Origin of the sequence: Microbulbifer donghaiensis (genome assembly GCF_900129095.1) — a bacterium.
GTDB lineage: Bacteria > Pseudomonadota > Gammaproteobacteria > Pseudomonadales > Cellvibrionaceae > Microbulbifer > Microbulbifer donghaiensis.
The window spans coordinates 265,722-285,566 of record NZ_FQVA01000002.1; the positions used below are offsets into that span (position 1 = coordinate 265,722).

A 19,845-nucleotide genomic window follows, 5' to 3' on the forward strand; every position below is an offset into this window, starting at 1 on the left:
CTACTGTAACCACACTAAGGAAATCCCCATGCAAAAGCTGCTAGGAGTACTATTATTTTTTGCCATCCTCTCGGCCACGCTAGTTGCACGGGCCGAGGAGTACCCAGTAGTAGCCGGCCCGACAACACCCGAGAGCCTGATCGAGGAGATCTCTGCCGCAGACCACCAGCTTTTTAAAGCCGTTTTCAATGACTGCGACGTGCAAGCTTCGCAGGGCCTGGTAACGGATGATTTTGAGTTCTTCCACGACAAATGGGGCAAGACCGCCGATTCCGGTGCCGAGTTTCTGAACTCGATTCGCGATATGTGCGAAGGCCGCAAAACCGGCCGCAACGTGCCGGCGCGACGGGAGCTTATCGCCGACAGCGTCAAGATTTTCCCGCTAAATAATTTCGGAGCCATTCAAACCGGCACGCACAAATTTTACGGGCTGCCGCCGGGCAAGGCGCCGGTATTGCGTGAAACTGGCCAATTCACCCACGTCTGGCAAAAAGTATCCGGACAATGGAAGTTGGCCCGGGTTTTGAGCTACGATCACCAACCCGCCGCCGAGAGTTCCGAGTAACCTCCCGGCCCTCACAGCGCCAGGCGCCACCCACTGGCAGTAACGCCTGGCCGAACCAATCCCTTCTGCGCACCGCGTACCTGCCCGCCATTCCACGAATAGGGGTATGAAGGCATAATGTCAGCGCAGCCTCAATGACGGAACTCAATAGCGGCGAAGCAATGGAAAAGGTACTGATCATCGACGACAACCCGGGCATCATTTCAGCCCTTGAGTTGTTGCTGTCCCTGCACGGCATCGAGACAGTGAGCGCCGTCACCCCCCCAGCCGGCCTGCAGTTGCTGCGTGAAAATCCGGATATCAGCCTGGTCATACAGGATATGAATTTCACCGCGGACACCACGTCCGGAGAAGAGGGGCGCGAACTTTTCTTTGCCATCCGCGACATCAAGCCGGACCTGCCGGTAATTCTGCTCACCGCCTGGACGCAGCTGGAAATGGCCGTGGAGCTGGTCAAGGCCGGAGCGGCCGACTACCTGGGCAAGCCCTGGGATGACAACAAACTGATCTCGACTGTCAAAAACCTGCTGGAACTGAACGAGCTGCAGGAGCAACAGCGCAAGTCGCAGCTGCAGGCCCGACAGGCGCGCGAACAGTTGCGCCAGCATTTCGATCTGCAAAACATCATCTACCGCAGCGACGCGATGCAGAAACTGCTGGAAATGGCCACCCAGGTGGCCAGGTCCGATGTGGCGGTGCTGATCACCGGACCCAACGGCGCCGGCAAGGAGAAAATTGCCGATATCGTGCAGGCCAACTCGCCGCTGCGCGATGGCCCCTATATCAAGGTCAATGTCGGCGCGCTGCCGGAAGAGTTGATGGAAGCCGAACTCTTCGGTGCCGAACCGGGTGCCTATACCGGTGCCGGCAACCGGGCGCGCCAGGGCCGCTTCGAGACCGCCGACGGCGGCACCCTGTTTCTCGACGAGATCGGCGAACTCTCTGCCAGCGGCCAGGTGAAGTTGTTGAGGGTGCTTCAGACCGGCGAATTCCAGCGCCTCGGCAGCAGCCAGACACGCAAAGTCAAAGTGCGCGTAATCAGCGCGACCAACAGTGACCTGCCGCAACAGATTGCCGAAGGCAATTTTCGCCAGGATCTGTTCTACCGCCTGAATGTGATCGAACTGAAACTGCCACCGCTGTGCGACCGGCCCGAGGACATACTGCCTCTGGCCCGCCGCTTCCTCGACATGGGCCCCGGCGACGCGAAACAACTGTCACCGCAGGCGCAGTCGGCGCTGATGCGCTACCGCTGGCCGGGCAATGTGCGCGAACTGCAGAACACCATGCAGCGCGCAGCCGTGCTGAGCCAGTCCGATATCATCGACGAGCAGACCCTGGCACTGCCGGCCCAGCAGTACACCGAAAAGGTGGATGTCAGTTTCGAGCCCAGTCGCGAACTGCTCGAACAGACCCTGGCCAGCTGCAATGGTGTTATCGCGCAGGCGGCGCGGGAACTCGGCATGAGCAGGCAGGCGCTCTACCGTCGTCTCGACAAGTACGGTATTCCCTACTGATGTCCAAGCCGTTCTCTCTCGAAGGGCGCATTGCCGCCATCTCGGTCGCTGCGGTGATCGTCGGCACCAGTATTCCGTTCGCGCTGCTGTACTTCGGCATGGATGCACGCCTCGCATGGGCGGCGGGCCTTATGCTCGCCCTGCCGATCACCCTGTTCCTGCTCAGGTTTGTAACCGGCCCGCTCACCCGCACCCTGGGTGCCCTCGAAGGCGGACTGCTGAATTTCCGCGACGGCGATTTCTCGGTGTCGCTGGCAACAAAACGCGGTGACCAGCTCGGGCAGCTGACCAGTCTATACAACGAAGTCGGCGAGATATTGCGCCGTGAGCGCGCACATATCTACCAGCGCGAACTGTTGCTCGACACGGTTATCCAGAGTTCACCACAGGCGCTGCTGCTGGTGGACCAGGGTGATCACATCATTTACGCCAACAGCAGCGCCCGCCACCTGCTCAACAACGGCAAACCGATACAGGGCCTGACCCTCGAGCGCCTGCTGACAAGCTGCCCCGATGAATTGGCCGATGCCATAGCCAAGGGCGAAGACGGCCTGTTCGGTTACAGCGACGGCGACAACCGCCAGACACTGCATATCGGCAACAGTACCTTCGTACTCAACGCACAGAAACACCGCCTGATCGTTATTCGCGAAATGACCCGGGAATTGACCCGGGCCGAGGTGCAGGTGTGGAAGAAAGTGATTCGCCTGATCAGCCATGAACTGAACAACTCTCTCGCGCCCATCTCGTCGATGGCGCACAGCGGCAAGCTGCTGATCAAGCAACCGGGCAAGGAAGAGGCGCTGGAGAAAGTATTCGATATTATCGCCGAGCGCTGCCAGCACCTGACCGAATTCACCCAGGGCTACGCCCGCTTTGCCAAACTGCCGGCACCCAGCTGCGAGACAGTGCAGTGGCAGGAACTGATCGATCGTATCGCGCCGCTGCACGGGTTTACCTTGCAGGGCAGCCTGCCAAGCCGCCCCGGATACTTCGATCCGGTGCAGATCGAGCAGGCGCTGCTGAATCTATTCAAAAACGCCGCCGAGGCCGGCAGCGATAGCAGCAGCACCGAGCTTGAGATCAGTGTCAACTCTCAAGGACAGCTACTGATAGTGCGCGACCGCGGCTGTGGCATGAGTGAAAAAGTTCTGCAGCAGGCACTACTGCCCTTCTACTCCACCAAGCCCCAGGGTGTGGGGCTCGGACTCGCACTTTGCCGTGAGATTGTCGACGCCCACGGCGGCCATCTTCAGCTCCACAATCGCCCCGGCGGCGGCTTGCAGATCACTATCCGGCTACCCTGGTCAAAAGAATTCGATTAGTTTCGGCAAACTAATTTTCTTACTCTTTTAGGACAAAGTGTACCAACTTGGACCAAACCGGAAATTTATCTCACAAGTTGGCATCACATTCATTACGGTTAATCTCTCCCCACGCGTTAACCTAACAGTGGTCTGCGTGCATCAAGAATCACACAGGCCATTGCGGGCTAGGGACGGCTCGGAATCAGCGCAAGGCAGCGCTTATCTTCTTTTCCTCCCACGCATTCCGCCCGCCCGATCCATCCCTGGAAAATTTAAAAACAAGAGGGAATCATGCAGACACCATATCGTTTACTGGCGAGCAGTACGCTCGCGCTCAATCTACTGGCAGGCGGCGCCGTTGCTGCTGACAAGCCTATGCACACAGGTGGCCCCCTGGATCTCGCCGTCGCCAATGAAACCAAACTGATGGAGATGCTGAAGCGCTCCGGACGTATCAGCGAAAACGCCACCTTCACCGAAGCCGAACAGATTCTGCGCGATTATTTGAAAGAGCGCGCTGCACAGGGCCAGCTGCAGTCCAAAAAGATGGACTCTGAAGCTGGGCAAATGATGGCGAACTCCCACGGTGCCACCACGCAGGCATTGCAAAATGGCAACGGCAACAAACTGGGAATCGCCAAACAGCAGCGTCCCGCACCTTTGCAGCCTGAAAATTACGATGGCGAGACGCGCACCGCGCGCGTGCTCGCCATTCTGATGGAGTTCCCGGATTTCCCGCACAACAGCATCCAGGTCGGCGAATCCAATATGTATTACGAGGATTACACGACTGCACACTATAACGACCTGCTGTTCTCGAACAGCGGATTTACCGGCCCCGGGGGCGAAAACCTTCTGTCGATGCGGCAGTTCTACTGGCAGCAGTCCGGCAACAGCTATACCGTGGAAGGCGCCGTTGCCGGCTGGTATATGGCCGAGAATCCCGCTGCTTTTTATGGCAACAACGTAGACGGCGACGCCCGCGCCCTGGTCCGCGAGGCACTGCTGGCTGCGGCAGAAGATCCGGCAGTGAATCTGTCGGACTTCGATATCGAAGATCGCTACGACCTGGACGGCGACGGCAATTATTGGGAAGCCGACGGCCTCGTCGACCATGTCATGATCTTCCACTCTTCCGTCGGTGAAGAAGCCGGTGGCGGCCAGTTGGGCGAGGACGCCATCTGGGCACACCGCTGGGCACTGAGTTCCTACCTGGATGATGCTTTTCGTATTCCCGGAACTACGGCCGCGGTCGACTACTGGGGTGAAGAAAAGCCGATGGCGGCTTTCGACTACACCATCCAACCTGCTGATGCAGCAGCCGGGGTGGTCAGCCACGAGTATGGCCACGACCTGGGTCTGCCGGACGAATACGATACCCAGTACACCGGCCGCGGCGAACCAGTCTCCTCATGGTCTGTGATGTCCAACGGCAGCTGGGCGGGTGTGATTCCCGGCTCCGAGCCCACTGGTTTTTCCGCCTGGGCCAAAGAGTTCCTGCAGCACAACCACGGCGGCAACTGGCTGCACGGCGCCACTATTGCGTTCGAAGATATTCCCGCAGAAGGGCTGGAGGCATTGTTGGACGAAGCAGTGCACAAAGGCACTAACAACGATGCTGTGCGCATCGACCTGCCGCAAAAACGGTATGACATTACCGTGCCCGCCAGTGGCGAATACGCTTACTACAGCGGCAAGGGCAACAGGCTGAACAATTATATGCTGGTACCTGTGGACCTAAGCCAGGCCAGTAGCGCCAAAGTGACCTTCAAGGCCTGGTACGATATCGAACAGGATTGGGATTACGCATTCGTTGCAAGTTACGATACCCAAGGCCTGGTCTCCATCCCCGGGAACATCACCACAGACACCAACCCATACGGAAGCAACCCAGGGCACGGTATCACCGGCACATCGGGAGGCTGGGTGGATGCCGAGTTCGACCTCAGCGCCTACGCCGGCCAGCAGTTCTATCTGGTGTTTTTCTACTGGACCGATGCCGCTGTCGCCAACCCGGGCTTCTTCGCCGACGATATTCAGATCACAGTCGATGGCAACGCAGTGCTGGTAGATGATGCAGAAGCTAACAGCGCGTTTGGTCTGGCGGGCTTCACCCGCAACCCTGGCTACACGCTGCACGACCACTACTACCTGCTCGAGTGGCGCACTCATCGCGGTATCGACCAGGGGCTCGCCCATGTCAATGTCGCCGGCGAAATGCTGCCGTTTAACGAAGGCCTGGTTGTCTGGTACAGGGACACCATGTACGACGACAACTGGGTCGGCGTACACCCGGGCAACGGTTTCCTCGGCGTCGTCGATGCGGACCAGCACGCAAACACCTGGAACGACCACGCGGTGGCCTCTACCCGTTACCAGGTGCGCGACGCCGCCTTCGGTATCGACAAGTCAGAGAAAGTTACCCTCGACCTGATGGACAACTACAACCTGCTGCTGCGCGACAATCACACGCAGCGCAACGCGGTCTTCGACGATAGCAGTGATTTCAGCAACGCCGCGATTCCCGACGCCGGCCGGGCGATTACGTCATACGGTCTGAAGGTGCGCGTTGTATCGCAGAGCGATGACAAGTCTGTTGGCAAGGTACTTCTAGACCGCTAATCCTTCTATCGGGTTACAGGGCGGCACGCAATGTGCCGCCTCTCCAAATGAAACGAGATCGATTCTCAATTGCTTCTTGCCCCGCCTAATTTTTCCAATTTCGGCAAATTCTCTCGCTCAGACTAATCTGAAAGACAGAAACCCAATTCCCTCCCTCCAACTCTGCGAGGTCAACCTGTCATGAGTAAACGGAATCAGGGCATTACGCGGCGAAAGTTTCTCAAATTAACGAGTGGTTCGGTGGCGTTGTTGCCGGTTGCACTGATCGCCACCGACCGGGCGGTGGCGCAAGGCAAGGCGAAAAAGGAGGCGGTGCAATATCAGGACACGCCGAAGAATGGGCAGAAATGCATAGACTGCGTGCTGTTCGAGCCGCCCGAGGCATGCAAGGTCGTAGAGGGAAAAATTGCCCCCGAGGGCTGGTGCAGCCTGTTCGCGCCCAAACCCTCTTAATCAGAGCTAGCAATCAGGCGGGTACGCGCTGCTCGCCGCGCAACTTGCTCACATCGGCGCGCGGCGGCAGTCCGAACAGGCGGCTGTACTCGCGGCTGAAATGGGACGGGCTTTCGTAACCGACCCGGTAACTGGCCGAGGCTGCTTCGATTCCCTCGGTCAGCATCAGGCGACGCGCCTCGTGCAAGCGCAGTTTTTTCTGGAACTGCAGCGGCGACATACGCGTCACCTGCTTAAAGCTGTGATACAGGGACGACTCGCTCATGTTGGCCTCGTCAGCCAGGTCGCTGACACGCAGCGGTTCGGAAAAGCGATCCTTGAGAACCGCGATTACGCGCGAGATACGGTTGGCCTGGCTGTCCACCGAAGCGAACTTGCGCATGCGCGCGCCCATATCTCCCATCAATGCGCGATAGATAATTTCCCGACGCGCCAACGGCGCGAGTATCGGCGCATCGGCCGGGGAATCCAACAGACCCACCAGACGACTAACCGCATCGAGCATTCCCGCATCCATCTGTGCCACCGCAAGGCCACAGTTAATTTCGGGACATTCAAATTCCGCTTCCAGTTCCGGCGCCTTGTCGCCGAGTTCCAACACCAGGTCGGTAACTTCCTGCGGATCGATGATAAGCCTGATTGCCAGAAACGGGTGATCGGGAGAGGCGTTCTCCACATGGCCCAAAACCGGCAGGTGTACCGAGGACGCCACATAATTTAGCGGACCGTAGGAGATTTCCTTATCGCCCAGCTGCAGTGTCTTTTTCCCCTGCACAAGAAAACCGAGCGAAGGTTCATAAACGGAGGATACACAACTGGTGGCTTCATCCGAACGGATCAGGTCGACCCCGTCCAGAGCAGTTTCCTGCAGGCCCTGCTCCGGCGTCCAGCGCAGCATCTTGCTTACGAGGCTCTGGCGGGCCGTCTCCATATCCCTGGACATGGCAGCAGATTGCTTTAGTTCGATCGGCATTTTCATACCCCTCCCGCACCGGCATTCACCGGACAAAGTCATTCAGGTCTGCCGCGAGTATACGGAGATTTAGGCAAGCCGTTTAGAACATTGCAGAATTAGGCAATCACTCTGCAGTAATATGCAACTGCCTCACTCCTCTCCAGCCTTTGCCCTGCCTGCGCTGGCTGCAATGGACCCCTGCAGTGCTGCTAGCATAACTTTTTCGACTATAGAAATAACAGAAATAACGGTCGATCCCCCTCAAACCAACAACAGAATTAGGCAATCAATCCACAGTAACCGGATACCGTCCGCACACTTCCCACCGCTATGGTTTGCGTCCACTGGGAGAGAGGTTCCATCCCACCAGGAACAACGACAACTCTTCCGTAACCGAGGGAGCAAATACGTTATGGCAAGAAACCTGAAATTTATGCTGATCGGTTTGAGCGCACTGGTGCTGGCAGGATGCAGCACTGGGGAGTCAAACAGTCAGCAATCACCACCGCCGGCGGTGGAAGTGGCCGAAGTAGTGGCCGAGCCAACCACATTGTGGAGCGACTTTACCGGTCGTGTAGCCGCACCGGAAACCGTAGATTTGCGCCCCCGCGTCAGCGGTTATATTGACCGGGTGTCCTTTACCGAGGGCGATCTGGTGCAGCGCGGCGATGTGCTGTTTACGATCGATCAACGTCCTTACCGCGCGCGCGAACGCGCCGCGCAGGCAGAACTCGCCAGCGCACGCAGTCAACTGACCCTGAGCGAAGGGCGGGCGAAACGCGCGCAGCAGCTGCTGAACACACGCGCCATTTCCCGCGAGGAACACGACCAGCGTATAGCCGCGCGGGACTCCGCTCGCGCGGCGGTGAATGCCGCCGAAGCCGCACTGGAAACTGCGCGTCTCGAATTGCAATACACGGAGGTCAAGGCGCCGATCAGCGGTCGCGTCGGGCGAGCGTTCGTCACCCGCGGCAACCTGGCCAACGCGGACCAGACCCTGCTGACCACGCTCGTTTCCGTCGACCCCATGTATGTGTATTTCGAAAGCGACGAGCAGACTTTTGGCAGCAGCCGCGCGCTGCTGGCACAGGAGCAACGCCCACAAGTTCGCATAGGCCTGGCCGGTGAACAGGGTTATCCGCATCGCGGCCAACTGGATTTTATCGACAATCGCCTCGACAGCCGCACCGGCACCATGCAGTTCCGCGCGCTAGTGGCCAACCCCGACGGTATTTTTCAACCGGGCCAGTTTGCGCGGGTGGAAATGCCGACAGCAGAACTGGATCAGGCAGTACTGGTGAACAGCAAAGCCGTGCTAACCGACCAGGATCGCCGCTTTGTCTACCTGGTGAATGAAAACAATGTGACCGAACGCCGCGACGTCCAGACGGGCCCGCAGCAGGGTGAGATGACGCTGATCCGCAGCGGCCTGCAGCCCGGTGAGCGGATCGTGGTTAAGGGTGTGCAGAAAATTTTCTTCCCCGGCATGCCAGTGCAACCGGAACTGGTCGCGATGCGCACATCGGATGCTACCCAGCAACTGGCTGGTCGCTGATTCATTAAACCCGCCTCGCGGAGGCGGGTAACAAGGCGGAGCCGCCGCGATAGTTGCGCGGTTTCCGAACCACTCATCAAACCGTCATTTGGATCGCAAGATTAAAGTCGGTGCGACACTTGTGTCGTCGCACACGGGGTAACTGCGTATGAATTTTTCCCGCTTTTTTGTCGACAGACCCATTTTTGCGTCGGTGCTGTCGATCATTATTTTCGTCGTCGGCTTGATCAGCATTCCAGCCCTGCCCGTCAGCGAATATCCGGAAGTGGTACCACCGAGCGTTCAGGTGAGTGCGCGCTACCCGGGTGCCAACCCGAAGACCATTTCCGAGACCGTCGCCGCGCCGCTGGAGGAAGCCATCAACGGCGTGGAGAACATGATTTACATGAAGTCCGTTGCCAGCAGTGATGGCACTTTGGCTCTCAATGTCACCTTTGAGCTCGGCACCGATCCCGATCAGGCCCAGGTACAGGTGCAGAACCGGGTGGCGCAGGCCCTGCCGCGGCTGCCGGAGGACGTGCGCCGCCAGGGTGTCACCACGCAGAAGCAGTCTCCCAACCTAATGATGGCCGTGCACCTGATCTCGCCGGACGACCGCTTCGACGCGACCTATATCCGCAACTATGCGGTACTGCATATTCGCGACGAGCTGGCGCGCATCCCCGGTGTCGGTCAGGCGGGCCTGTTCGGCTCCGGCGACTATGCGATGCGCCTGTGGATCGATCCGCAGAAGGCCGCCGCGCTCGGAGTAACAGCGACCGACATAGTCGCTGCGGTGCGCGAGCAGAATGTGCAGGTGTCCGCCGGCCAGATCGGTGCGCAGCCGATGCCGGGGAAAAACGACTTCCTGATTTCCATCAATGCCAAGGGGCGCCTGGAAAGCGAGGAAGAGTTCGGCGACATTGTGCTGAAAACCGGCAGCGATGGCGAAATCACCCGACTCGCCGATATCGCCCGTATCGAGCTGGCCTCTTCGCAGGATGCCCTGCGCGCGCTGCTAAACGGACGCCAGGCGGTGGCACTGCCCATCTTCCAGTCGCCGGGTTCTAACTCCCTGGAGGTCTCCCAGGCAGTTCGGGAAAAAATGGCCGAACTGGATGACCAGTTCCCGGAGGGCCTCGAATGGGAAGTCGCCTACGACCCGACCGTATTCGTCAGCACCTCTATCCAGTCGGTGGTACAGACCCTGCTGGAAGCGGTGTTGCTGGTGGTACTGGTGGTTATCCTGTTCCTGCAGACCTGGCGCGCCTCGCTGATCCCGCTGCTGGCGGTACCGGTATCAATCGTCGGCACCTTCGCCGTGCTGCTGATGCTCGGCTTTTCCATCAACACGCTGACCTTGTTCGCGATGGTACTGGCGATCGGCATCGTCGTGGACGACGCCATCGTCGTGGTGGAAAACGTCGAGCGGAATATCGAAGAGGGGCTCACACCACTGGCCGCAGCCCACCAGGCCATGCGCGAGGTCAGCGGACCTATCGTCGCCATCAGTCTCGTGCTGTGTGCGGTGTTCGTGCCGATGGCATTTCTCGACGGCATTACCGGCCAGTTCTACCGCCAGTTCGCCACTACGATTGCCATTGCCACCATTATTTCCGCGATCAACTCGCTGACCCTGTCACCGGCATTGGCGGCGACACTGCTGAAGCCCCACGGGGCAGCGCCGGATGCGCCGGCGCGCCTGATCGATCGATTGTTCGGCTGGATTTTCCGCCCGTTCAACCGCTTCTTCCAGCGCAACTCGGAGCGCTATGAAGGGCTGGTCGGCCGCAGCCTGAAACGCCGCGGCCTGGTGTTCGGCGTCTATGCGGTACTGCTCGCCGGCACCTTTGTGTTGTTTAACCAGGTGCCGGGAGGTTTTATTCCGACCCAGGACAAAACCTACCTGGTGGGCAGTATTCGCTTGCCGGAAGGCGCTTCGCTGGACCGCACCGAGGACGTCGCCCGACGGGTCAGTGAGATCGCGCTCGCAACCGATGGCGTCTCCCATGCCGCCGCATTTGTCGGCTTCAACGCGCTGCAGAGCACCAACACACCGAACGTGGGTACGGTATTCGTGCTGTTCGACGATTTCAGTGAGCGCGATCGCAGCGCCCAGGAAATTGCCGCCGAACTGAACGGCAAGCTGGCACAGATCAAGGAGGGCTTCGCCGTCAGCTTTATGCCGCCGCCGATCTTCGGCCTCGGCGCCGGTTCCGGCTACTCGCTGTATGTGCAGGACCGCAGGGCGGCCGGCTACGGCGAACTGCAGAACGCCACCAACCAGCTGGCCGGCGCACTGAGTCAGGTGCCGGGACTGAGCTATCCGTTCAGCTCCTACCAGGCCAATGTGCCGCAGATGGATGCGGAAGTGGATCGGCTGCAGGCCAAGGCGCAGGGCGTGCGCCTGGACGACCTGTTCGGCACCCTGCAGCTGTATTTCGGCTCGATGTACATCAACGACTTCAACCTGTTCGGTCGCACCTATCAAGTGGTCGCGCAGGCGGATGCACCTTTCCGCGACGAGGTGAAAGACATCGGCAACCTGTACACGCGCAACGCGGATGGCGACATGGTGCCGCTGAATACCATGGTAGAGCTGCGCCAGAGCTACGGTCCCGACCCGGTGATCCGCTACAACGGCTATCCGGCGGCGGACCTGATGGGGCAATCCGATCCGAACATGCTGTCATCCGGTGAGGCACTGGCAACGGTGGAAGGAGTGGCCGGCCAGGCCCTGCCCCCGGGCATGCAGATTCAGTGGACGGATCTCAGCTTCCAGCAGGTCAACCAGAGCAACGCCGCCATGGTGGTGTTCCCGCTGGCCGTGCTGCTGGTGTTCCTGGTGCTGGCCGCGCTGTATGAGAGCTGGGTCATGCCCCTTGCGGTAATCCTGATCGTACCCATGTGTCTGCTGGCGGCGCTGTTCGGCGTGTGGTTGACCGGGGGCGATAACAACGTCTTCGTGCAGGTGGGACTGGTGGTGCTGATGGGCCTGGCCTGTAAGAACGCCATCCTGATCGTCGAGTTCGCCCGCGAACTGGAAATGAACGGTCACGATCCGGTGCGCGCCGCGCTGGAGGCCTGCCGCCTGCGTCTGCGCCCGATCATCATGACGTCCGTGGCGTTCATCGCCGGCGTGGTACCACTTGTATTCGCCAGCGGTGCCGGTGCGGAAGTCCGCAACGCGATGGGTATTACGGTCTTTACCGGCATGATCGGCGTCACCCTGTTCGGCCTGTTTCTGACGCCGGTGTTTTATGTAGCCCTGCGTAAACTGTCGCAGAAGGACAGCGCCGATACCGCTGGGGAGACAAAGGTGGAACGGGAAGTGCCACACCTGAACCAGCTGGCCGAGGCCGCGAACAGCTGACAGGCACGCAATCTAAACTGCCCGCTCTCGCCGGGCCGCCACGGAAGGCGGCCCGCCTCACAAATCCGATCCCGGCACCGACTCGCCCTGGGCTGCTATTGCAGCGGCCTCTCGTCGCCCCTGCTGGCGCGCGGGAAAACCAGCACGTACAGCCTGGTAACCACGGCTAGCGGAAGACAGGCGACGATAATGATGATCCCGAGCAGACCGCGCATAAAGTCGCTGCCCTCCCAGTGCTCCTCCTCGTCGGCCTCGAAAGAGCGCAGGCAATGTCCCGCCCCCTCGAGCGGCTCGAAGGTGAAATCAATGACTTTTTCCATCGTCTTCCACCAGGGGCGGAAAGGCGTTTCATGCTTGTTGGCAAAATAGCCGGTGCGCGCGGAGATGGTCGCATCGGGATTCCCACCGGCAATGGCATTGCCCAGCTGGTCGATCGCTATCAGTACGCCGCGAATCCAGCTCATTTTTTTATCATTCATAGGCGCTGCAGATCCTAAACGCCGTCGAAGAAATCCACCGCACCGGTTTCCAGCGAGTATTCGGCCCCGACAATCAGCAGCTCGTTCTTTTCCACCAGCTGCTCGAGAATCTGCGAGCCGCGACGCAGCTGGTTCGCCGACGCGCGAATATTGGCGCGCACGGCGCTTGGCGCCAGCTGATCGACATCCTTGCTGGGAGCGGCATCGAGTAGGGGTTCGACGGCCGGTCGAATACGGTCGACAATGGAACGCAGGTTCGGTGAACGGGTTTCCTGCGGGCGCACGAGCTGTTCCAGGGTGGCCTGAATCGCACCGCAGTTGGAGTGCCCCAGCACCACTACCAGCGGCGTGCCAAAGCGCTCGGCCGCAAACTCGATGCTGCCGATCTGTGAGGGCGCCACTACATTTCCGGCAACGCGTATCACAAACAGATCCCCGAGTCCCTGATCGAAAACCAGCTCCGCCGGCACCCGTGAATCCGAGCAGCCCAGAATAATGGCAAAGGGAGCCTGCCCCGCTACCAGCTCCTTGCGTTTACTTTCATCGATGCCGGAGTGTTCCCCCTGGCGACCAGCTACAAAACGTTGATTACCTTCCTGCAACCTTTGCAGCGCTTCCCGAGCCGACAACATATTCATTTCTCCTTCAGCACAATGGGCAAATTCTGAAAAAAACCGGCAAAGCATACACAAATTTGCCCGCAATTGTGCTGCGGCCACGCACATCAGGCCGAGCTGCAAGCAGAGGTCAATCTGAGGGTTTGTACGGAAATGCATGGCGCTCTAGTGGAACCTAGCGTCGAGACGCAGGCGCGAACCTGCGGCAACTACCCAACGCCCCATAGCATGGCAAGGCAAGACAAGGCACAACCAGGGTGCCGGTATCGACGACGCGCAGCAATACTACCGGTGTAGCGCTAGCTGATCGGCACCGTCATTACGGCCAGTTCGGCCGGTAGCTGATCACGAAAGGTGAAAAGGGACCCGCGCACCAGTTGCCATTGTCGAGCTGATAACAGTTCACGCCCTGCTCCATGCACTGACCCAAGCCGGACATGGGTACGTCATCGGCAATACAGAAACCTGGAAACGCCGGCATCTCAGCGACCGGCACCGTCCTGTAGGTATAGGCCTGCGGCGTACCGCACAGGTCGTCTCTGAAACCATCGAAGCTGGAGCCCGCACAACCAGCGATCATCAGCGCGGAAATAGGTGCAATCCACTGGCTACTTTTCATAATCGATACACCGACGGCCGCCAGAAATATCAAAACACTTGGCTGTTGCGGGGCAGATGGAACCGGGAGCCAGCTCCTCGGCATCGCCGGGACAAACAGAATCACCGGAGCTCTGGGCGGCGGGCGCTGCCGCGGGTGCCCGGTAGTCGCTGGGCGCCCGGTATTCCGCGGCGCGTGGAATCGGCCTGGTGGCCGGGTAAACCACCTCATCGCGGGTATCGGCAACGCCGCAACTGCCCAGCAGTGTGGCGGTGGCGAGAGCGGAAAAAACTATCGCACGATTTTGCATAGGCTGCGTCTCCGTCTTTGGCGCTCTCTGACCCGGCCGCACTCCTCCGCGAACAGAAGAGGACAGCAACGTCTTCAGGTAAAACCCGGGTGCAGTTCCCCGGGATTAATACACCCGAATTACCGGAAAAAACCAGCAGGCGGAGCCCACTTTACCCACTTCAGCATCTACCGAACAGTGCCGGCTGGCAGAGGGGGGCAGCTGGGAATTGGGCTGGTAGTGACCGACTTCGACAAAGTCGGCGCTGTGGCTGGCATCCTCGGGATCAAAGAAGAACGGGTCATCTCTGCCGTTGTTCTCGACGGGAAGAAATATGCAACCTTGCATCGCCAGTGCCGCCGCCAACGGCAAAGCGAATATCCCTATGCGCTTCATTTCCGAATACCTCTCGCTTTCAGAGCTGCGCTTTCGGTTGGTACATTTTCAGTTTAGTGGCGGCAGTTTCGGCCGGTGTCTTTACAGAAGGATTTATACGCAGAATTCTTTATTTTGGTGGAATGGCACGCCACCGATTCCGCTTGAGGGTTTTTGTGACAACTGAACACTGCGCGGGACACCAAGTTTTTGACCGGCGTCGCAAACCCGGTTTGGGGACATAAAAAAAGCGGCCGCAAGGCCGCTCTTTTTCAGACTGCTCAGTACATCAGAGCAGCAGGCGCCGCACATCGCCGAGCACACCGACCAGATAGGTCATAAAGCGGCCGGCATCGCCACCGTTGACTGCGCGGTGGTCGTAGGACAGCGTCAGGGGCAGCATCTGCCGCGGCACAAATTCCTTGCCGTTCCACACCGGCTTCACCGCCAGCTTGGACACGCCGAGGATACCCACTTCCGGTGAATTGACGATCGGCGTAAAGCCGGTGCCGCCAATGGCGCCGAGGCTGGAGATGGTGAAACAAGCGCCCTGCATGTCGCGCGGCTTCAGTTTGCCATCGCGGGCGGCAAGCGCCATCGCCGTGGCTTCTTCCGCCAGCTCGTACAGGCCCTTCTTGTCCACATCGCGGATGACCGGGACCATCAGGCCTTTCGGGGTGTCCACTGCCATGCCCACGTGCACGTAATCCTTGCGCACAATGTGCTCGCCGTCGTTGTGCAGTGACACATTGAAACTCGGCTCGGCGCGCAGGGCAGCGGCAACCGCTTTCAGCAGGAAGGGCACCGGCGTCAGTTTCACGCCGCGCTTTTCCGCCTCCGCTTTCATGGACTTGCGGAAGTCTTCCAGCTCGGTGATATCCGCGTCGTCGAACTGGGTGACGTGGGGCACGTTCAGCCAGTTGCGGGACATGTTGGCCGCGGTGATCTTGTGGATCTTGGTCATCGGCTCCACGTTGACCGGACCAAACTGGCTGAAGTCGATGTCCGGCATCGGCGCTATGCCAATACCGCCGCCGACACCAACCGCACCACTCTCGGCTTTCTTCACCTGTTCCTTGATATAGGCGTGCAGGTCGTCCTTGGTGACGCGGTTGCGGGGACCGGTGGGCTTCACCTTGTTCAGGGTCACCCCCAGCTCGCGGGCCAGCTTTCGCACCGCCGGGCCGGCATACACTTCCGCGGACGGCGTGAGGTCGCGCTCCAGCTGATAATCTTTCTGCGGCGCAGCCGGCGGCTCTTGTGAAACCGCTGAGGGCTCCTGTGAAACCGCTGAGGGCTCCTGTGACACCGCGGAGGGCTCCTGGGGAGCTGCCGCCGCCTCAGGTGCTGCGGCCGGTGCCGGAGCGGGGGCTGCTGCCGCGCCGCCGGCAACGGTTTTCATCACACCGATCACGTCGCCGGTGGAGACCTTGTCGCCTTCCTTCACGGAGATGGACACGATGGTGCCCGCCGCCGGCGAAGGTACATCCATGGAGGCCTTGTCGCCCTCCACCACGATCAGGGAATCACCCTCGCCCACTTCGTCGCCGGCAGCGACGGTGATTTCAATCACGTCCACCGCATCGGCGCCGCCGAGGTCGGGCACCTTGATTTCCTGTTCGGTTGCTTCGCCAGCGGGCGCTGCTTCCGCAGTCTCAGCCGGCTTCTCCTCTGCCTCCTTCTCGGCAGGCTCCTCTTTTTCCGGCTCCGCGGCGGGCTTTTCCTCCTCCGCCGCACCGGCGTCGGTCTCGATCTCACCGATCACGTCGCCCTCGGAGACCTTGTCGCCCTCCTTGATGGAGAGGCTCAGGATCTTGCCGGCCACCGGTGCCGGCACGTCCATGGAGGCCTTGTCGCCCTCGACGACAATCAGCGCATCCTCTTCCGCGACCGTATCGCCCACCGCGACGGAGATTTCGATTACATCAACCTGATCGGCACCGCCGAGATCAGGCACTTTAATGACTTGTTTTGCCATGTTGTTTGCCTTCCTTAATCAGCGGACCTTAAACCAGGCGCGGATTAACTTTTTCCGCGTCGACATTTAGTTTCTTAATGGCGTCCGCTACCTCGCTGGCGTCGATCACGCCCTGCTTGGCCAGGCCGGTCAGCGCGGCGATGGTCACATAGTTGCGGTCCACCTCGAAGAAGCGGCGCAGCTGTTCGCGGCTGTCACTGCGGCCGAAGCCGTCGGTACCCAGTGCGATCATGTCGCCGTCGATAAACTCGCGCAGCGGCTCGACATAGGCGCGGATGTAGTCGGTAGAGATGATCACCGGCGTTTCGTTGCCGGCAAACTGCTCGCTGATCCACGCCTGGCGCGGCGCTTCAGTCGGGTGCAGCATGTTCCAGCGCGCCGCGTCCTGGCCTTCGCGGGCCGCTTCGGTGGCGGAGGTCAGGTTCCACACGTCGGAGGTCACGCCGAACTGGTCGGCGAGGATATCCGCTGCCGCCAGTACTTCGCGCAGGATGGAACCGGCACCCACCAGCTGCACGTGCTTCTTCGCCGCCTTGCCCTTGCCGGGCTTGCGGGAGTTGCCTTCCAGCTTGTAGATACCGCGGATGATGCCTTCCTCGACACCCTGCGGCATTTCCGGCTGCAGGTAGTTTTCGTTCTCGATGGTGACGTAGTAGAAGAGGTTTTTCTGCTCTTCGTACATCTCCTTCAGGCCGTGATGCATGATCACTGCCAGGTCGTAACCGTAGGCCGGGTCATAGCTCTTGCAGTTGGGGATGGTGGCAGACAGCACGTGGCTGTGGCCATCCTGGTGCTGCAGGCCCTCACCGTTCAGCGTCGTGCGGCCGGCGGTGGCGCCGACCAGGAAGCCGCGCGCCTGCATGTCGCCCGCCGCCCAGGCCAGGTCGCCGATGCGCTGGAAACCGAACATCGAGTAGTAGATGTAGAAAGGCACCATCGGTACGCCGTGGTTGCTGTAGGCAGTGGCGAGCGCCATCCACGCGGACATGGCGCCGGCCTCGTTGATGCCCTCTTCCAGCACCTGGCCTTTCTTGTCTTCCTTGTAATACATGATCTGGCCGTGATCGACCGGAGTGTATTTCTGCCCCTGGGAGGAGTAGATACCCAGCTGGCGGAACAGCCCTTCCATACCGAAGGTACGGGCTTCGTCGGGCACGATGGGCGCGACGTTCTTGCCCATCTTCTTGTCTTTCACCAGCACCGACAGCGCGCGTACGAACGCCATGGTGGTGGAGATCTCGCGGTCGCCGGAGCCCTTGGTCAGCGCACTGAAGGCGTCCAGTTCCGGAATTTCCAGCTTCGCCACCTCGGTACTGCGGGACGGTACCGGTCCACCCAGCGCCTTGCGGCGCTCGGCCATGTATTTCATTTCCGGGCTGTCCGGCGCCGGGCGGTAATAGGGAACTTCCTCGATTTCCTTGTCGGTAATCGGGATCGCGAAGCGATCGCGGAAGCGCTTCAGCGCCTCGGTGTCCATCTTCTTGACGTTGTGGGTATCCATCGCCGCTTCACCGGCGGCACCGAGGCCGTAACCTTTTACGGTCTGCGCCAGGATCACTGTGGGCTTGCCCTTGCTCGCCATGGCTTCGGCGTAGGCCGCGTAGACCTTGTACGGGTCGTGACCACCGCGGTTCAGCTTCATGATCTCGTCGTCGGACATGTCCTTGACCATCTCAAGCAGTTCCGGGTACTTGCCGAAGAAATGCTCGCGGGTGTAGGCGCCGCCGTTGGCCTTGAAGTTCTGCATCTCGCCATCGACCACTTCGTCCATGACTTTCTGCAGCAGCCCCTTGTCGTCTTTTTCCAGCAGCGGATCCCACAGGCGACCCCACAGGACCTTGATCACGTTCCAGCCGGCGCCGCGGAAGACGCCTTCCAGTTCCTGCACGATCTTGCCGTTGCCGCGCACCGGGCCGTCCAGGCGCTGCAGGTTACAGTTGACCACGAACACCAGGTTCTCCAGGTTCTCGCGGCCGGCCATGGAAATGGCGCCCAGGGTTTCCGGCTCGTCACATTCACCGTCACCGAGGAATGCCCACACCTTGCGGTCGCCGCGCGGCGACAGGTCGCGTGCGGACAGGTAGCGCATGATGTGCGCCTGATAGATCGCCTGGATCGGGCCCAGCCCCATGGATACGGTGGGGAACTGCCAGTAGTCCGGCATCAGCCAGGGGTGCGGGTAGGAGGACAGGCCGGTACCGTTTACTTCACGGCGGAAGTTGTCCAGCTTGTCTTCATCAAAGCGGCCTTCCAGATAGGAGCGGGCGTAGATGCCCGGCGCGCTGTGGCCCTGGAAGAAGATCAGGTCGCCACGCTCTTCACCCTCGTTACCGCGGAAGAAGTAATTGAAGGCAACGTCGTACAGGGTGGCCGCGGAGGAGAAACTCGCGATGTGGCCGCCGAGGCTGTCACTGTTGGAGTTGGCGCGCACCACCATCGCCAGCGCGTTCCAGCGGATCAGGGAGCGAATACGGCGCTCCATGAACAGGTCGCCCGGCATACGCTTTTCCGCCTGGGTTGGGATGGTATTGCGGTACGGGGTAGTGATGGCCGCCGGCAGCTCCACGCCAATATTGGTGGCGCGATCAGACAGCTGCTTCAGCAGGAACGCAGCGCGCTCTTTGCCGCTGTGGCGGATGACCGCCTGCAGCGCGTCCAGCCATTCCTGCGTTTCCTGAATGTCAGTTTCTTCGTGCATCAAACAATGCTCCTCGGCGAATTGTGCGACGTCGAGTCGGTGTCTTGTTTCAGAGTAAATTTCGGAAACCGGGCAAAGTACAGAGCAGGCAGAAAATTGCTTCCTTTTTTCGGCTGTTCCGCCAATTCACCACCATCGTTGGCGGAAATGCAAAGTGGCGGGAACCGGTGAACAGGTACATGGCCTCACTCATCGGTTTCTCTGCCCACTTCTGCGGCGGAGAGGGGAAACGGCGCCTGTCTAATGCCGCGATTCTTTATCTTTGACTGTGAATTCTAGACCGGGCGGGGAGCCGCAGCGGCGGCCGAATTATCATCCCGGGCTTATAAGCGGGAGCGATTGTAGTATTACTACAAAACTTTTTCCAGATAGGACGATTAGTAACAATTAAAACCAAATCGCAAAACAAATATTTGCCATTCTGGCGTAAGCACGGAAGATATTGCGGGGGAAGGCGGAAATCCAACTACAAAATCCGGTCCCGA

Annotated in this window: 15 protein-coding genes; 7 read left to right on the forward strand and 8 right to left on the reverse strand. The window is 59.9% G+C overall.

Annotated features, from left to right (window positions below; translation table 11 throughout):
• Positions 1-28 precede the first annotated feature (28 nt).
• The 5 genes from BUC36_RS11430 (at position 29) to BUC36_RS11450 (ending at position 6,464) form a co-directional block, all read left to right on the forward strand.
• Positions 29-565: a nuclear transport factor 2 family protein gene (locus BUC36_RS11430; RefSeq protein ID WP_073275240.1), complete on the forward strand. Its 537-nt coding sequence runs from the start codon at positions 29-31 to the stop codon at positions 563-565.
• A 134-nt stretch (positions 566-699) separates the two neighbouring features.
• Entirely contained in the window at positions 700-2,082 is a 1,383-nt protein-coding gene (locus BUC36_RS11435) for a sigma-54-dependent transcriptional regulator (protein ID WP_234994971.1), read from the forward strand.
• On the forward strand, positions 2,082-3,407 hold the full coding sequence (locus BUC36_RS11440; RefSeq protein WP_073275242.1) for a sensor histidine kinase: 1,326 nt from the start codon (positions 2,082-2,084) through the stop codon (positions 3,405-3,407). The genes BUC36_RS11435 and BUC36_RS11440 overlap by 1 nt, the downstream gene beginning before the upstream one ends.
• Before the next feature lie 273 nt (positions 3,408-3,680).
• Positions 3,681-6,011 carry an immune inhibitor A domain-containing protein gene (locus BUC36_RS11445; RefSeq protein WP_159436013.1) on the forward strand — a complete coding sequence of 777 codons (2,331 nt, stop codon included), beginning with the start codon at positions 3,681-3,683 and terminating at the stop codon, positions 6,009-6,011.
• A 240-nt stretch (positions 6,012-6,251) separates the two neighbouring features.
• Positions 6,252-6,464 carry a high-potential iron-sulfur protein gene (locus tag BUC36_RS11450; protein WP_159436014.1) on the forward strand — a complete coding sequence of 71 codons (213 nt, stop codon included), beginning with the start codon at positions 6,252-6,254 and terminating at the stop codon, positions 6,462-6,464.
• A 13-nt stretch (positions 6,465-6,477) separates the two neighbouring features.
• Here BUC36_RS11450 and BUC36_RS11455 read toward each other — a convergent pair whose 3' ends face one another.
• Complete coding sequence (locus BUC36_RS11455) at positions 6,478-7,437, reverse strand: AraC family transcriptional regulator (RefSeq protein WP_073275511.1); 960 nt, start codon at positions 7,435-7,437, stop codon at positions 6,478-6,480.
• Positions 7,438-7,831: 394 nt separating this feature from the next.
• Here BUC36_RS11455 and BUC36_RS11460 point away from each other — a divergent pair, with 394 nt between their 5' ends.
• Both BUC36_RS11460 and BUC36_RS11465 read left to right on the forward strand, forming a co-directional pair.
• Positions 7,832-8,974, forward strand: coding sequence for an efflux RND transporter periplasmic adaptor subunit (locus BUC36_RS11460; RefSeq protein WP_073275244.1), 1,143 nt, complete (start codon positions 7,832-7,834; stop codon positions 8,972-8,974).
• 148 nt (positions 8,975-9,122) lie between these two features.
• Positions 9,123-12,326 (forward strand): efflux RND transporter permease subunit, encoded by a 3,204-nt coding sequence (locus BUC36_RS11465; protein ID WP_073275245.1) that lies wholly within the window; start codon positions 9,123-9,125, stop codon positions 12,324-12,326.
• Between the two features lie 95 nt (positions 12,327-12,421).
• On the opposite strand, the gene BUC36_RS11470 is transcribed toward BUC36_RS11465, so the two are convergent.
• The 7 genes from BUC36_RS11470 to aceE all read right to left on the reverse strand — a co-directional run bounded on the left by BUC36_RS11470 (position 12,422) and on the right by aceE (position 19,360).
• Positions 12,422-12,805 (reverse strand): hypothetical protein, encoded by a 384-nt coding sequence (locus BUC36_RS11470; protein ID WP_073275246.1) that lies wholly within the window; start codon positions 12,803-12,805, stop codon positions 12,422-12,424.
• A 14-nt stretch (positions 12,806-12,819) separates the two neighbouring features.
• Complete coding sequence (locus tag BUC36_RS11475) at positions 12,820-13,437, reverse strand: carbonic anhydrase (RefSeq protein ID WP_073275513.1); 618 nt, start codon at positions 13,435-13,437, stop codon at positions 12,820-12,822.
• Positions 13,438-13,741: 304 nt separating this feature from the next.
• Complete coding sequence (locus tag BUC36_RS11480; protein ID WP_143186962.1) at positions 13,742-14,041, reverse strand: hypothetical protein; 300 nt, start codon at positions 14,039-14,041, stop codon at positions 13,742-13,744.
• Entirely contained in the window at positions 14,031-14,330 is a 300-nt protein-coding gene (locus tag BUC36_RS11485; protein ID WP_073275250.1) for a hypothetical protein, read from the reverse strand. Before BUC36_RS11485 ends, BUC36_RS11480 begins: the two co-directional genes overlap by 11 nt.
• A gap of 105 nt (positions 14,331-14,435) precedes the next feature.
• Complete coding sequence (locus tag BUC36_RS11490) at positions 14,436-14,705, reverse strand: hypothetical protein (protein ID WP_143186963.1); 270 nt, start codon at positions 14,703-14,705, stop codon at positions 14,436-14,438.
• Between the two features lie 268 nt (positions 14,706-14,973).
• The gene (aceF, locus tag BUC36_RS11495; protein WP_073275254.1) at positions 14,974-16,662 is read right to left on the reverse strand and encodes a dihydrolipoyllysine-residue acetyltransferase; all 1,689 of its coding nucleotides are present in this window, start codon (positions 16,660-16,662) and stop codon (positions 14,974-14,976) included.
• A 28-nt stretch (positions 16,663-16,690) separates the two neighbouring features.
• Positions 16,691-19,360, reverse strand: a complete 2,670-nt coding sequence (aceE, locus tag BUC36_RS11500; protein WP_073275256.1) for a pyruvate dehydrogenase (acetyl-transferring), homodimeric type — start codon at positions 19,358-19,360, stop codon at positions 16,691-16,693.
• Positions 19,361-19,845 lie beyond the last annotated feature (485 nt).